Origin of the sequence: Noviherbaspirillum malthae, from assembly GCF_015352985.1 — a bacterium.
In the GTDB taxonomy this organism is placed as follows: domain Bacteria; phylum Pseudomonadota; class Gammaproteobacteria; order Burkholderiales; family Burkholderiaceae_D; genus Noviherbaspirillum; species Noviherbaspirillum malthae.
Genome location: NZ_JACYXF010000016.1, coordinates 93,860 through 108,109 on the forward strand (window position 1 = coordinate 93,860; position 14,250 = coordinate 108,109).

Sequence of the window (14,250 nt, forward strand, 5' to 3'; positions counted from 1 at the left end):
ATGCGAGGAAGGTATAAAGGTCCGGTCTGCAAAACCGCTTGGAGTCCCCCGCATCAAAAAGATTCGTCACCGGCCGTCCGGGCCGGCAAGCTCAGCGCAGCCGGTGGTCGTATTGCTTCAGCACATCTTCATCGATCAGCTCCAGCGCCACCAGGTTGGTGCTTTCGAGCACGATGGGCGGCGCCCTGCCGGCTTCCAGCGCTTCCATCCAGCGCAGCGCGCAAAGGCACCACTGGTCGCCGCTCTTGAGTCCGGGAAAGCCCCATTCCGGCACCGGGGTCGACAGGTCGTTGCCGCGGCTGGCGCTGAAGGAAAGGAATTCGTCGGTCATGATCGCGCAGACCACATGCGTGCCGGTGTCCTCGGCATTGGTCTTGCAGCAGCCGTCGCGGAAAAATCCGGTCAGGGGATCGAAGGAACAGGGCACCAGGGGTTCCCCGAAGATATTGCGCGCCGGTGGCGTGGTGACGGGCATGGCGGTCTCTTATGGTCAGGATGCGATTGCACAGGTGCGGAAGCCGACGAAGATGTCGTCGCGGTGCGGCCGGTAGAAATTGCGGAATTGCGGTTCGCGCAGGCCATCGAAGGTGGCGAACGATGCGCCGCGTACCGCTTGGTGGCTGCCGAAGAACGGCGCCGAATATTCGCGGTAAGGGCCGGCCTCGAAGCCGGGATAGGGTTCGAAGGCCGACGCCGTCCATTCCCATACCTGGCCCCAGCCGAAGCGGGACGGCTGCATGCGCGCCGCATATTCCCATTCGGCTTCCATTGGCAGGCGCCGCCCGGCCCAGGCGCAATAGGCTTGCGCTTCGAACAGGCTGACGTGGCGCACCGGCTCGTCGAGCGGCAAGGAGATGTCGCTGCCGAAACGGCGGCAGCGCCACTCGCTGGCATGGCCTTGCCGGAAATGCCAGTAGCCAGGCGCACTCCGTTCGGTCTGCGCCAGCCACTCGCGGCCGGCCTCGCTCCAGAATCGCGGCTGCCGGTAGCCTCCGTCTTCGATGAAGGAGAGATATTGCCGATGGGTCACAGGCTGCGCATCGATGACGAAAGACGCCACTTCCCGGGTGTGCGCATGCAGTTCATTATCGAAGGCGAAGCCCTGGCCGGGCGGCGTACCCATGCGCAATGCGCCGCCGTCGAACGCAAGCTGCTCCCCGGACTGCACGGGCGATGCCAGCGGCAGCAGCTGTGCCGGCGGCCGCACGCCCAGGGTTTGCAGCGTGTAGAAGAAGGCTTCGCCATGCATGGCTTCATGCGCCAGTGCGAGGCGGAACGGGTACAGCGCCGCATCGCCGCCCTCGGTGCCCCTGATGTTTGCAAGCCGTTCGAGCAGGCGTTCATGCACTTCGCGGCAATAGGCCAGGATGTCGCCGGTGGACGGCAGCGGCAGTGTCCATCGCGCATCATGCGCCACCGTATTAGAATCGAACCAGTCGTCGGCACGGTCCAGCAGCGAGGGATGCCGGGCCGACAACGGCGCGCTGCTGGCCGCGCCGCGCAAGCCGTACCATTCCGCGAACCAGGCCGCATGGCCGATTTCCCAAAGCGGCGGGTTGACGACAGGCAGGCGGGGCACGCGGACGGCGGCATCGAAACCGGCATCGGCCAGGGAGCGAAACAGCAGCATGGTGCGCGCATGCGCTTGCCTCAAGGTGCCGGCCAGCTGCTGCGGATTCGCATGTCGGAAGGAAACGGTCATCGCGCGGTCGGCACAGTCAATTCAGTTGTCGAAATCATCAGAGCAATCCAACCCTGTCGGGAAAGCAGCATTGAACAAAGCGTACGTCAGCATTATCAGTCCGGCAACGGCAAAAGCCAACAACGGCAACTGGCAGACCGCAAGCCGCTGGGCGGAGTTTCTTGCCGCCGATTGCCGGGTCGACATCCGGCAGCATTGGAGCAGCGAAGTCGACGGTCCCTGCGATGCCATGATCGCCCTTCACGCGCGCCGCTCGGCGGCTTCGCTGGCCAACTTTCATGCGTGCTTTCCGGAACGTCCTTCCATCCTGGTGCTGACCGGCACCGATCTCTACCGCGATATCCATCACGATGAGGACGCCAGGCGTTCGCTGAAGCTGGCCACCCGCCTGGTGCTGCTGCAGGAGGCGGGCCTGCGGGAACTCGATGCGCCGCTGCGCGGCAAGGCCTGCGTCATTTACCAATCCGCTCCGGCGCTGCCTGCCGGCGATGCAAGGGCGGACGACGGCATGCTGCGCGTCATCATGATCGGGCACCTGCGCGAAGAGAAGGATCCGGCAACCTATCTGCGCGCGGCCGCGCTGGTCGATCCGGCGCAGGTGCGCCTGCTGCAGGTCGGCGGCGCCCTTGATGCCGCCCTCGGGGAACAGGCGCAGGCGGCGCAGCGCAGCATGGCCCACTACCGCTGGCTGGGCGCGCTGCCGCACGAGGCCGCGCGGCGCGAACTGGCGCAAAGCGATGTGCTGGTGCTGACCTCGCGCATGGAAGGCGGCGCGAATGTCATCATCGAAGCGGTCACCAGCGGCGTGCCGGTATTGGTCACCGACATTTCCGGCAACCGCGGCATGCTGGGAGCCGATTATGCGGGCTATTTCCCGCCTGGAGATCATGAAGCGCTGGCCGCCCTGATCGCCAGGACTGCGGCCGACCCGGCTTATCTCGCGCTGCTCAAGCGCCAGTGCGCAGGGCGCGCGCCGCTGTTTTCTCCGCAGCGAGAGCAAGCCGCCGTGCGGCAGCTCGTGCGCACCCTGCTCGTCCCCAACCAACCTTCATGACAGATCCGACATGGCAGCCAACCTGACTTCCGCCCAGCTCAACGGCATCCTCAGCATTGCCGACGATGCCATCATCTGCGTCGACCGGGATCACCGCATCATCCTGTTCAACCAGGGCGCCGAGCGGGTGTTCGGCTGGACCGCCGAGGAAGCCCGGGGCCAGGACCTGAACCTGCTCCTGCCGATGCGCCATCACGGCACGCATCGCACGCATATCGAAAACTTCGACCGCTCCGGCGAAAGCGCGCGCAAGATGGGCGAGCGCCGCGCCATCTTCGCACGCCGCAAGGACGGCACGGAGTTTCCCGCCGAGGCATCGATCTCGCGCCTGGAAAGCCAGGGCGAGCTCGTCTACACAGTAATCCTGCGCGACATTTCCACGCGCAAGGCCTACGAGATGGAATTGCAGGCCGCCAAGGAAAAAGCCGAAGCCGCCACCCAGGCCAAGAGCATGTTCCTCGCCAACATGAGCCACGAGATCCGCACGCCGCTCAATGCCGTCATCGGCATGACCAGCCTGCTGCTCAATACCCGCATCGACGACGAGCAGCGCGACTATGCGCAGACGATACGTTCGAGCAGCGAAGTGCTGCTTACCCTGATCAACGACATCCTCGACTATTCGAAGATCGAGATCGGCAAGCTCGACATCGAATTGCATCCCTTCGACCTGCGCCGCTGCATCGAGGAGTCGCTGGATCTGCTGGCCTCGGCTGCTGCCGAGAAGAAGCTCAATCTGGCCTACTTCATCGACGACGGCGTGCCTGCGGCGGTGATCGGCGACGTCACGCGCCTGCGCCAGGTGCTGGTGAACCTGCTGTCGAACTCGATCAAGTTCACGCCGCACGGCGAGGTCGTGGTGGCGGTCTCCGCCACGCTGCAGGAGAGCGGCGAGCATGAACTGCGCTTTTCCGTCAGGGATACCGGCATCGGCATTCCCGCGGATCGCCTCGGCGAACTGTTCCAGGCCTTCACCCAGGTGGACACGTCCACCACCCGCAAGTACGGCGGCACCGGCCTCGGCCTGGCGATCAGCAAGCGGCTCACCGAAATCATGGGCGGGCGCATGTGGGTGGAAAGCACCGTGGGTGCAGGCTCCGTCTTCCACTTCAGCATCATCGCCAGGGCCTCGGGTGCGAAGCTGGCACACAGCGTGCTGCAGGAACAGTCTTCGGCCCTGGCCGGGCGCCATGTGCTGATCGTCGACGACAACAGCACCAACCGCCGCATCCTGGTGAAGCAGGCGCTGCTGTGGGGCATGATTCCGTCGGCGGCTGCCTCGGCCGCCGAGGCGCTGGACCTGGTGCGGCACGGCCATGCGTTCGATGTCGGCATCCTCGACATGAGCATGCCGGAAATGGACGGCCTCGGCCTGGCAACGGAAATCCGCAAGTTCCGCGACGCGCTGGCACTGCCGCTGATCATGCTGACCTCGGTGGCCTACCGCCCGCAGGACACACGCATCGCCGACATCGATTTTGCCGCCTACCTGAACAAGCCGATCAAGCCGACCGCCTTGTTCGAGGTCTTGCTGCGCGCGATGCGGCTCGATGCGGGCGAAGCGTATCCGGAACAGCATCCGGCCGCATCCGGCAAGCTGGCCGACACGCTGCCGCTCAGCATCCTGGTGGCCGAAGACAACACCATCAACCAGAAGGTCGTGCGGCAGCTGCTGGTGCATCTCGGCTACCGGGCCGATGTGGTGGCCAACGGCGCGGAAGCGCTGGAAGCGCTGGACAGGCAGGCCTATGACGTGGTGCTGATGGATGTGCAGATGCCGGAGATGGACGGCCTGGAAGCCACCCGGCGGCTGCGCGCGCGCTTCAACGGCGGCGGGCCGCGGGTCATTGCCATGACGGCCAATGCGATGCCGGGCGACCGCGAAAAATGCCTGGCCGCAGGCATGGACGACTATGTGTCCAAGCCGGTCGAACTCGATGACGTGCGCGCCGCGCTGATGGCGACGGTGCCGCAGGCGCAGGCCGATGCCGCCCCGGACACCGTCATCGACCAGCAGCGCATCGACCAGCTGCTGGAGCTGCAGGACGAGGACAACCCCACCATCGCGGCCGACATCATCCGGCTCTTCATCAACGATTCGCCGGGGCATCTCGAAGCGATCGGCAATGCACTGGCCGAGAGCGATGCGAAGATGGTGCAGGCGACCTGCCACCGTTTTCTGTCAAGCATCGAGAACCTTGGCGCAATCCGCATGCGCACGCCCTGCATGGAACTGGAAAGAATGGGCAAGGAAGGCGTCCTGAACGGCGGCGGGACCTTGCTTGCCGAACTGGAAAAAGAGTTCGGCACGGCGCGCCGGCAATTGGAGGAAATGCTGAGTCTCCGCAAATTGAGCGACTACAAAGGCGCTCAGAATTAATTTCAATATTTGCAATCCAAAGGGCAATGAAACGTGGGCGTACCTGCACCCACGCGGATGTCATTGCAGAAAGCCGTACCTGAATGCAGCGAGATCACGCTTTTGGACCCAGACCAGCGTTCCTATCCAACTTCTCCGCTTGGCCAGCCCGCGTTGCGGACATGGCGTAACAGGCTTGATTTCCTGCTGGCTAATTACCGTCTCGCACTCTGGTGGGCGCTCGGCACCGCCGTCCTGCTGATAGCAGGCTGGCAACTCATGTTTTACCGGCTGGACAAGGAAAGAGCGCTGATGGAGGAAACCGCGCTGGCCGACGCCGGCATTCTTGCACGCGGCTATGCCCAGCATCTGCAGCGCACCATTAATACCATTGACCAGCTGCTCATGGTCATCAAGGTGGAATGGGAAACCTCGGGCGGCGGCGTGCGTCTCGAAGAATTCAAGCAGCGCGGCGTGTTTCCCGAATCCGCGCCGTTCAACGCCAGCATCGTCGACCGCAACGGTCTCTCGCTTACCAGCACTTTCGGCCTGGGAGTGCTGCGCACCAGTCCCGATGTCAGCGACCGTCCCTATTACCTTGCCCACAAGACCGCAGGCAGCGATTTCCTGTTCATGAGCCTGCCGACCTGGGGACGCGCGACGGGGAATCCCATCATCCAGTTTTCCCGGCGGCTGTCGGATGCCGAGGGCAATTTCGACGGCGTGGTGCTGATGACCGTGGAGCTAGGCTTCTTCACCGCAAACTACGATGAAGTCACGCTCGGGCCGTTCGGCTTTCTCGGCGTCATCGGCACCGACGGGCTGGTGCGCGTCACGCGCACCGGCGGCGTCGTGCACGATCCCGCTTCCAATCCCATCCCCACCGCGCCCAGCCTGCCGGCTCCCGGAGGCAGCCGCTTCTTCGAAGGCACATCGCTGTTCCGCGACGGCCGCAGCCGCTTCGTCGGCTGGCAGAGGGTGGACGGCTACGACATCAACGCCCTGACCGGGCTGGACCACGATACCGTGATGGCACCCTACTCGCGCCGGCGCGCCGCGCTCATCCATACCGCCATCGCCCTGTCGCTCGGCGTGCTGGTGTTCGCTGCAGTGGCGGCCGCGCTGTCCCTGCGGCTGGCATGGCGCAAGCGCCAGCTGGAACTGGCGCAGGCCACCTACCGCATCGCCACCGAAGGCGGCAGCGAAGGTTTCTACATCGCCAGGCCGGTGCGGGACGAAGGCGGAAGCATCGTCGATTTCGAAGCGGTCGACTGCAACCAGCGCGGCGCGGCCTTCTATGGCTACCGGCCGGAAGAATTCATCGGCATCCGCCTGTCGGTGCTGTATGCAGAAGCCGATGTCGGCATCGTCATCGGCGCGCTGAGGACGGCGGCGGATGATGGCATGTTCGAAGGCGAGCTGTGCCTGGCCGGCGACAAGGATCCCCACAAGCGCTACATGCACCTGAAGGCGGTGCGCTCCGACAACGACCTGGCGATCACCCTGCGCGACATCACGCGCGAGAAGGAGCATGTGCTGGAGCTCGAGCGCATCGGCAACGAAGACGTGCTGACCGGCCTGCCCAATCGTCTCTGGGTCCAGTCCTTCCTGCCGGAAGCCATCGGCAAGGCGGCCAGGGGCGGCAAGAAACTGGCGATCCTCTTCATCGACCTGGACGGCTTCAAGGGCGTCAACGACACGCTGGGACATGCCGCCGGCGACGAGGTGCTGCGCAATGCGGCGCTGCGCCTGCGCGATGCGGTGCGTCCGCACGACAAGGTGATCCGGCTGGGCGGCGATGAGTTCGTCGTCGTCATCGAGAACGTGATGCAGGAGTCGGACGCCGCGCATGTGGCCGAACGCATCCTGCATGCCTTCCGGGAAAAGTTCAGGCTCACGGCGGGCATCGCCGCGGTGGGCACCTCGATCGGCATCAGCGTGTTTCCGGATGATGCGGAGGATGCCGGAACGCTGCTGCAGAATGCCGATGTGGCGATGTACCTGGCCAAGACCAGCGGCAAGCATACCTACCGCTTCTTCGACCCGAAATTCTACGATGCGCTGCGCAACCGGCTGCGGCGCGAAGCCGACCTGCGGCATGCGATCGAGCACGACCAGTTCGTCATCCACTACCAGCCGCGCATCGATGTCAGGACCGGCCGCACCTCCAGCATGGAGGCGCTGGTGCGCTGGGCGCATCCGATCGAGGGCATGCTGCAGCCGGGCAGTTTCATCGACCTGGCGGAGGAAACCGGCCTGGTGGTGCAGCTGGGCGAACTGGTGCTCAACAAGGTGTGCGCGCAGATTGCCTACTGGACGCGCAGCGGCGAGGTCATGGTGCCGGTATCGGTCAATGTGTCGTCGCGCCAGTTCAACGAAGCCGACATCTCGCGCATCTTCCGCGAGGCGCTGGCGCGCCACGGCGTCGATGCGCGGCTGGTGGAGGTGGAACTGACCGAAGCGACGATGATGAGCGGCGACCAGGAAATCAACAGCGCGCTGCACGACATGCACAACCAGGGACTGACACTGCTGGTGGACGATTTCGGCACCGGCTATTCCTCGCTGGCCAAGCTGCAGCAGCTCGACTTCGACGTGCTCAAGGTCGACCGCGCGTTCACCCGCGAGCTGGGCAGGAGCGACCAGGGCAACGTGTTTTTCCAGGCCATCATCACGATGGCCCATGCGCTGGGTATGCGGGTCGTGGCCGAAGGCGTGGAAGAGGAGCGCCAGCTCGACATCCTGCGGGCGCTGGGCTGCGACGAAGTGCAGGGCTACCTGCTCTCGCAGCCGCTTGCGCCGACCAGGACGCAGACAGGGTTGTTCAGGGAGCTGCACAAGATCCCGACGTGAGTCGGCATGCGGTGCGGCGCCTCCGCCTTCCTCGCAACAGGCTGTCTCGGCCTACTGCCTTGCCTGGATCTCCTGCTGCAGCTGGCGGTAACTGCTCAAGCGCGGACCGCCCAGCGCCACCGCATTGCCGATCGCGGCCATGGCCTCGCGCCGCCGCCCCTGATCGAGCAGCGCCTGCGCCAGGTTGTTCCATCCATCGGCAATGCCGGGATGAGTCGTGACCAATGTCCTGTATGCGCGGACTGCGGCCTCGTAGTCGCGCTGCGCATAGGCGGTGTTTCCCGCGCCCAGCTGCAGAACGGGATCGTCGGGCCATCGGCGCAGCGCCGCGGCATAAGCCTTGCGCGCTGCTTCAGGCGAGCTGCGTTCCAGCGCCGCGATCGATACCGCATAGCCGGAACCATCGGCACCGGCCGGCAGGCGGTCGGGCGGCATGGCGAGCATGGCCCAGCGGCCCGATCTTTCCCAGGTACGCTCGAATACGTGAAGCGACATTTCCATGTTTTCCGTGCGGCCGGAATGCAGAACAATAGTGTTGCTGGCGCGATCGAAGCCGATCGCCACCGCGTAATGCCATACCGGCGCGAACTGGAATGACAGGTTCTGCAGCACGATGACCGGATTGCCTGCGGCTACCTCCTGCAGCAGGGCTTCCAGGTCCGGCCTGATCCGGTGCGTCACCAGGCCGAGGCGCCGTCCCGCGGCCAGCATCTCCAGCTGCAGCGAGCCCTGCCTGGCGGGCAGGTAGACCTGGCTGGCGAGCTGTTCGGGCGTGGCCCTGGCGCCAGCGGCGGCTGCGGCCATCGCCAGCGCGGCGGGTCCGCACTGGTAATCGTCCTGCGGGAAAAAGGGAACGCCTCCCATTTTTGCCGTCTGCGGCAGCGCCGGCGGCCAGTGCTGCTGCAGCGAAGTCACCCCCGGCGCGGCGCATCCAGCCAGCGTCAGCGCGAGCGCCGCGCAGACGGCGAGGCGCAGGCAAAGCGGCAAAGCAATTGCCGCAGCGTTCATCGAACCGAGCGGGTGAACGGGAACACCTTGGTCAGGCCGAGAATGTCGGTCACCAGCAGCACGATGAATACGGTAAAGAGCACGCCGATGATGTCGCCGCCGGCGGGCAGCTGGTCGATGCGCCCGGCGAGCTGCTGCACTTCCTCGTCCGACATCGCCTGCACGCGCTTGATCGCATCCTGCGGATCGACGCCCTGTGCTTCGATCGACTTGCGCACCTCGTCGCGCGACAGGAAGCCGATCACCCGTTCCCTCTCCTCCGTCGCAGCAGATGCAGCGGCCGCATCCTGGGTGGACACGATGGCCGCGCCGGCCTGCAGAGGCAGGCTCAATCCCGTGACGCATACGACAAGCAGCGACGCGGTGAGACGTTTGAATGCATTCATGCTGTTCTCCTCTTGATTGCAGTATTGGCCCGCGGTCGTTGCTGCTCCGGTATGTACGTGAGCCGAGCTGTCCCGCTGTACAGGACTGAAGCGGTCGGCACGAAGCTTCGAGTGGGATGAGATTGTTCCGGCCGTGCCGGCAGACTGGAAGAATCAAGTCGAGCACAAGGTGTGCCGGCAGCATGCGCGGCGAGCGCCTGCCATGGACATGGTCCTGCTGTCATCACTTCTACCGTATTTCTCCTGCCTGAATTTGACAGTAGTCAATGGCCGGCTCGCAGCGGCGATTTCCGTATCTAACCCGCCACGATGGAAGTGGAGGAAGCAGCACGGACACGACATGGCGATGGGCGTTAATAAGCATGTGGCTCATCCCCCAGCTATGGCGGCATTTCCAGGCAGCAAACGGGAAGCCGTGCAAAAGGCACACGCTCCCGATTGCTGGAGCGATTGAAACGAGAAGCGGCTGGATCGGTAGTTGAAAGGGCTTTCCTTGACAAGCCGCTACCATGTCCGGCAAGCAGTTGGATTTGAAGAAGTTTATGAAGCTGGCTGTGATGCTTTGCGGCAAACAAGCGGGCTTTTCGCCGAGCTAAACAAGCTGTTTTTTACGTGGACTTTAAAACGCAAGAGTACCTCTGGCACCCGGTATCAAACCTTTGCTACTCCAACTCATCCTTCGTTTCGTCTTGGCCGGCTTCGTGGCTCATGGCGGCAGCGGCCAATGCGGCAGCCATCTCCGGAAACGCTTCTTTGCGTTCGCTGTACCGGCTGGTCAGGTAGTCCGAGCGGTCCCGCACAAGCAGGGTGAACTTGACTAGTTCTTCCATCACGTCGACCAAACGCTCGTAGTATGACGACGGCTTCATGCGCCCGTTGTCGTCGAACTCCTGGTATGCCTTGGCCACCGAAGACTGATTCGGTATTGTCACCATGCGCATCCACCGGCCAAGAACGCGGAGCTGGTTCACGGCGTTGAACGACTGCGAGCCCCCCGACACCTGCATAACGGCCAGAGTGCGGCCTTGGGTCGGTCGAATGCTTCCGACTTCCAGCGGCAACCAGTCGATTTGCGACTTGAACACGCCAGTCATGGCGCCATGGCGCTCAGGGCTACACCAAACCTGCCCTTCAGACCACTCCGACAGCTTGCGGAGCTCCTGAACCTTGGGGTGGTCCGCAGGGCAGCTGTCGACCATCGGAAGCCCATGGGGATCAAAAACCCTGGTTTCAGCGCCAAAATGCTGCAGGATCCGCTCCGCTTCCAAGGTAAGAAGGCGACTGTAAGACTTCTCACGCAGCGAGCCGTACAGCAGCAGGATGCGCGGCGGATGCGTTGATACTTGTGCTGCGTCGAGCTTCTGGTTGGTCGGAACGTCGAGATGTGGGGCGCTGACGTTCGGGAGGTTCGACAGGTCAGCCATTTCCTTTGACCCTCCTGCCATCGGCATCGATGACCACTTCTCCGTCCTCCTTGCTGAAAGGGCCTTTCTGCGGCAACGGGAGGATGTCGAGCACTGCTTCGGACGGACGGCATAGACGCATGCCGACCGGGGTAATGACGAAAGGCCGATTGATGAGAATCGGGTTCGCCAGCATCGCGTCGAGCAGATCATCGTCTGTCAAATTCGGGTTGTCCAGGCCAAGTTCGGCATAGGGCGTGCCCTTTTCCCGGATGGCTTCGCGCACCGTCAGGCCGGCTTCGGTAATCATGTCCTTCAACTCTTCCCGGCTTGGTGGAGTCTTCAGGTACTCGACGACCTGTGGTTCGATGCCGGCATTGCGGATGAGCGCGAGGGTGTTACGGGACGTCCCGCAGCCGGGGTTGTGGTAAATCTTGATTTCCATAAGGAGACACCTCTTTGCTTGTTGCGAATAGCCATTTGAATACGACAACAGCTGCTGCAGCACCTGATAGCTGAGCAACGATGAAGCCTGATACATCCTGTGGCCGGATACCGGCGAATGTGTCCGACGCAGCGCGAGCCAGTGTGACGGCCAGATTCGCAAAGGACGTTGAGGAAGTGAACCAGTAGGCCGCCGTAATATAGGCGGCGACTGCAAATGGCGTACTGGTCGGCCGAGTTCTGGAACAGCTGATGATGACAGCCAGCAGCCCAAACGTCGCCACGAATTCGCTCCACCACTGCGAGGGCCCGGTACGGGCATGTTGTGAAGCGAAGAAGACAGCCTCTTGAAACATCCCATGGGCCGCGGCGGCGCCTGCAAATGCACCCGCAATCTGCGCCGCGAAATACATCGTGGCATGCCGCCAATGAATGTGGCCGAACAAGGCATCGCTCAGAGTGACAGCCGGATTGAAATGCGCACCTGAGATGGGGCCGAAAGTCAGGATTAATGCGACAAGGCCGGCACCGGTTGCCAGCGTGTTGCCAAGCAGCGCAATCGCGACATTACCTCCGGCCAGCCGCTCGCCCATAATGCCGGACCCTATAACGACAGCAAGCAGAAATGCGGTGCCAAGAAATTCCCCGGCCAACTTGCGAGGCATGTTCATACTGGTGTCTCGCCGATTTTTTTGATTTCGTGCTGGATAGCATGCTGTTCAAGCATATGCAATGGAAGGCTGACAAATGCATTCGTGCGGGCCATGATCTGCTTGAAAATTTTTTCAAAGGCATCCCGTTTCTCTTCATCCGAACCTTCGACGGCCGCTGGATCTTCAAAGCCCCAGTGGGCAGTTGCGGGATGGCCCGGCCAGATAGGGCACACTTCTCCTGCAGCGTTGTCGCAAACAGTGATGATGAAGTCCATGTGCGGAGCGCCGGGAGCTGCAAATTCATCCCAGCTCTTGCTGCGAAGGTTGTCCGCCGGGTAGCCGGTCTTCTTTACCTGCTCGACGGCGAAAGGGTTGACCTTGCCACCCGGTTTGCTGCCTGCACTGAAGCCTTGAAAGCGCCCATGGCCCATGGTCGTTACCAATGCTTCAGCCATGATGGAGCGTGCGGAATTGCCCGTGCAGAGAAACAGCACGTTGAAAGTCTTGCCTGTCATGATTTCCCCTAAGGTTCTTGGATGAGGCGCCGTCGCATGCAGGTAGCTTGCGAGGGACATAGGCTTGAAAACTCGGTTGTTTTCTGAAGCAAGGAAGGCGCCGTGCCGCGCTCAATGACTTCATAGCCGCGGCGAGCGAAGAAATCGGCGGCGGTTGTCGTGAGCAGGTAGAGGGTGCCCAAGCCAGTTCGCCGGGCATGCTCTTCTAGGGCGTCGGCCAATTGCTTGCCGAGCCCGGTAGAACGGTTCTCCGGCCGTACGGCGAGGGAGCGCAAGAGCGCATCTTCGCCGTATCGCTCCAACCCGACTATCCCAAGGACAGACCGCCCGCCTTCCGCAACCAGGAAATCAGCGAGGTGCGAAGCAGTGAGGTCTTGGTACGGGAGGCCGGCGTCCTCGAGCAGAGCGAGGACTGCCGGCAGGTCTTCGGACGTAGCTGGCCGAAGCGGAGTCATGGCTTAGCAGCAGGTGCCGGTGTTACTCTTCTGCGTAGTTGGCACGCAGCATGGACCGTCCGCGGAGAGCTTGATGCGCGGCTTGGCGAGCGGTACGCAGCATGCCTGGCTGCCCGCAGCGGTTTCCCCCGGTGCTGCGGTCTTGGTGGGCTCGCCGAAAACCGGGATGGTGTCGAGAGTATGGAAGGTCTCCCACGCGATTCCGGAGGGGTCGTTGACCCAGTACTTGTCGGACGTTGCGTAGCAGCAGGCCACACCTTCCTCCTTCTCCAAGTCCGGCTGTAAAGCGCCGAGGCGGCACTGCATTTCGCTCAGTTCGGCGGCCGACTCGACTTGGATGCCGAGATGGTTCAGGCCGGTCTGCGCGCCGCGCTGAGAGATGGCAAAGTTCACCCGAGGGTCGTCGAGCATCCACTTGGCATAGTCGGTCTTTACGACGGTCGGTTCGGTCGCGAACATGCCCGAGTAGAACTTGATGCTGTCGGCGAGATTGTCGACGGAGACGTGTACGTGCAAGCGTTTCATGAGCAAGCTCCTTCTTTGGAACAGTTGGAAACGCGGACAGGAGAACAGACGTTCCCGCCGCAGCAGTTTTCGGTCAGGAATCCGAGCACACCGTTCATGGCTTCGAAGTTGGCCGCGTAGATAAGCGAGCGTCCTTCCCGAGTCTGCGTTACCAAGTCGGCATGCAGCAGCTCCTTCAAGTGGAAAGACAGCAAGGACGGGGCGATGCCGACACCCTCAGCGATTTGCGCGGCGGCGAGGCCGCTCGGCCCTGCTTGGACGAGCAGCCGAAACACCGCGAGCCGTGTTTCCTGCGCAAGGGCGGCAAGGGCCGCAATGACGTTTCTGGCTTCCATTTCAATATTCCTTGAAATATTTAATTCAATGCTAGTTGAAGTATTTGAGAAAATCAAGGACGGTAAGAGGGTTGGCTCTGATTCGTTATCAGGCTGTATCAGGGCGAAGCGTGTTCGAAGAATTGTCGTTCGAACGGCAATTGTCGTGATTACGACAACGAATGACAATGAGTGCTCCAAGACTGGTCTGGACTACTAGAGCGCTTTCGGTTTGACTTGCCTGGCGATCCCGGCCGCTTTGCCCGCAGCAATGCGTTGTGTGGGGACGCCGAGTCCTGCTTGCCATGGCTTGGGGGCGCCGAGCCCGCCACGTCGTGTTGCTATGCCTTGTTCTGCAGGCAAATCACCTCGGCCTCGCCTAGTCCAGTCAAGCCGAAAGCGCTCTAACGGTAGTTTGTTAAATCCGGAGATAGAGGTTAATGCCGCAGCCCGACGTGAGGAAGGCTAACAGCGCGGCGAGCTCTGGCGGTGGGGGCATGTCCGAACAGGCCTGCCAGCAGGACATGAGCCAACGTGCCGGGGTCATCCAAGCCCGAATGGATCGCAGCAATCGAGGCC

The 14,250-nt window shown here is 62.7% G+C and carries 14 protein-coding genes and 1 pseudogene; 3 read left to right on the forward strand and 12 right to left on the reverse strand.

The window, feature by feature from the left end:
* Positions 1-91 precede the first annotated feature (91 nt).
* The gene (locus IGW03_RS18410) at positions 92-475 is read right to left on the reverse strand and encodes a DUF2237 family protein (RefSeq protein ID WP_194724016.1); all 384 of its coding nucleotides are present in this window, start codon (positions 473-475) and stop codon (positions 92-94) included.
* Between the two features lie 15 nt (positions 476-490).
* Positions 491-1,702: a selenoneine synthase SenA gene (senA, locus tag IGW03_RS18415; protein ID WP_194724017.1), complete on the reverse strand. Its 1,212-nt coding sequence runs from the start codon at positions 1,700-1,702 to the stop codon at positions 491-493.
* A gap of 70 nt (positions 1,703-1,772) precedes the next feature.
* Between senA and senB the strand changes: the two genes are divergently transcribed.
* The 3 genes from senB to IGW03_RS18430 are packed head-to-tail and all read left to right on the forward strand — an operon-like array spanning position 1,773 to position 7,968.
* A complete protein-coding gene (gene senB, locus IGW03_RS18420) occupies positions 1,773-2,756 on the forward strand; it encodes a selenoneine biosynthesis selenosugar synthase SenB (protein WP_228535753.1) in 984 nt (327 codons plus the stop codon).
* Positions 2,757-2,766: 10 nt separating this feature from the next.
* Positions 2,767-5,136, forward strand: a complete 2,370-nt coding sequence (locus tag IGW03_RS18425; RefSeq protein WP_194724019.1) for a response regulator — start codon at positions 2,767-2,769, stop codon at positions 5,134-5,136.
* A 57-nt stretch (positions 5,137-5,193) separates the two neighbouring features.
* Positions 5,194-7,968 (forward strand): bifunctional diguanylate cyclase/phosphodiesterase, encoded by a 2,775-nt coding sequence (locus IGW03_RS18430; protein ID WP_194724020.1) that lies wholly within the window; start codon positions 5,194-5,196, stop codon positions 7,966-7,968.
* A gap of 51 nt (positions 7,969-8,019) precedes the next feature.
* Here IGW03_RS18430 and IGW03_RS18435 read toward each other — a convergent pair whose 3' ends face one another.
* The 10 genes and pseudogenes from IGW03_RS18435 to IGW03_RS39265 form a co-directional block, all read right to left on the reverse strand.
* Positions 8,020-8,976 (reverse strand): PA2778 family cysteine peptidase, encoded by a 957-nt coding sequence (locus tag IGW03_RS18435; protein WP_194724021.1) that lies wholly within the window; start codon positions 8,974-8,976, stop codon positions 8,020-8,022.
* A complete protein-coding gene (locus tag IGW03_RS18440; RefSeq protein WP_194724022.1) occupies positions 8,973-9,362 on the reverse strand; it encodes a PA2779 family protein in 390 nt (129 codons plus the stop codon). The genes IGW03_RS18435 and IGW03_RS18440 overlap by 4 nt, the downstream gene beginning before the upstream one ends.
* Before the next feature lie 662 nt (positions 9,363-10,024).
* The gene (arsH, locus tag IGW03_RS18445; RefSeq protein WP_194724023.1) at positions 10,025-10,786 is read right to left on the reverse strand and encodes an arsenical resistance protein ArsH; all 762 of its coding nucleotides are present in this window, start codon (positions 10,784-10,786) and stop codon (positions 10,025-10,027) included.
* A complete protein-coding gene (gene arsC, locus IGW03_RS18450) occupies positions 10,779-11,210 on the reverse strand; it encodes an arsenate reductase (glutaredoxin) (RefSeq protein WP_194724024.1) in 432 nt (143 codons plus the stop codon). Before arsC ends, arsH begins: the two co-directional genes overlap by 8 nt.
* Entirely contained in the window at positions 11,164-11,880 is a 717-nt protein-coding gene (locus IGW03_RS18455) for an aquaporin (RefSeq protein WP_194724025.1), read from the reverse strand. Before IGW03_RS18455 ends, arsC begins: the two co-directional genes overlap by 47 nt.
* Positions 11,877-12,377, reverse strand: a complete 501-nt coding sequence (locus IGW03_RS18460; protein ID WP_194724026.1) for an arsenate reductase ArsC — start codon at positions 12,375-12,377, stop codon at positions 11,877-11,879. The genes IGW03_RS18455 and IGW03_RS18460 overlap by 4 nt, the downstream gene beginning before the upstream one ends.
* A gap of 8 nt (positions 12,378-12,385) precedes the next feature.
* Positions 12,386-12,832 (reverse strand): arsenic resistance N-acetyltransferase ArsN2, encoded by a 447-nt coding sequence (arsN2, locus tag IGW03_RS18465; RefSeq protein WP_194724027.1) that lies wholly within the window; start codon positions 12,830-12,832, stop codon positions 12,386-12,388.
* A 3-nt stretch (positions 12,833-12,835) separates the two neighbouring features.
* On the reverse strand, positions 12,836-13,357 hold the full coding sequence (locus IGW03_RS18470; protein ID WP_194724028.1) for an ArsI/CadI family heavy metal resistance metalloenzyme: 522 nt from the start codon (positions 13,355-13,357) through the stop codon (positions 12,836-12,838).
* Complete coding sequence (locus IGW03_RS18475; RefSeq protein ID WP_194724029.1) at positions 13,354-13,692, reverse strand: ArsR/SmtB family transcription factor; 339 nt, start codon at positions 13,690-13,692, stop codon at positions 13,354-13,356. Before IGW03_RS18475 ends, IGW03_RS18470 begins: the two co-directional genes overlap by 4 nt.
* Before the next feature lie 416 nt (positions 13,693-14,108).
* Positions 14,109-14,250 (reverse strand): annotated as a pseudogene (locus IGW03_RS39265) (IS701 family transposase); the annotation flags it as partial.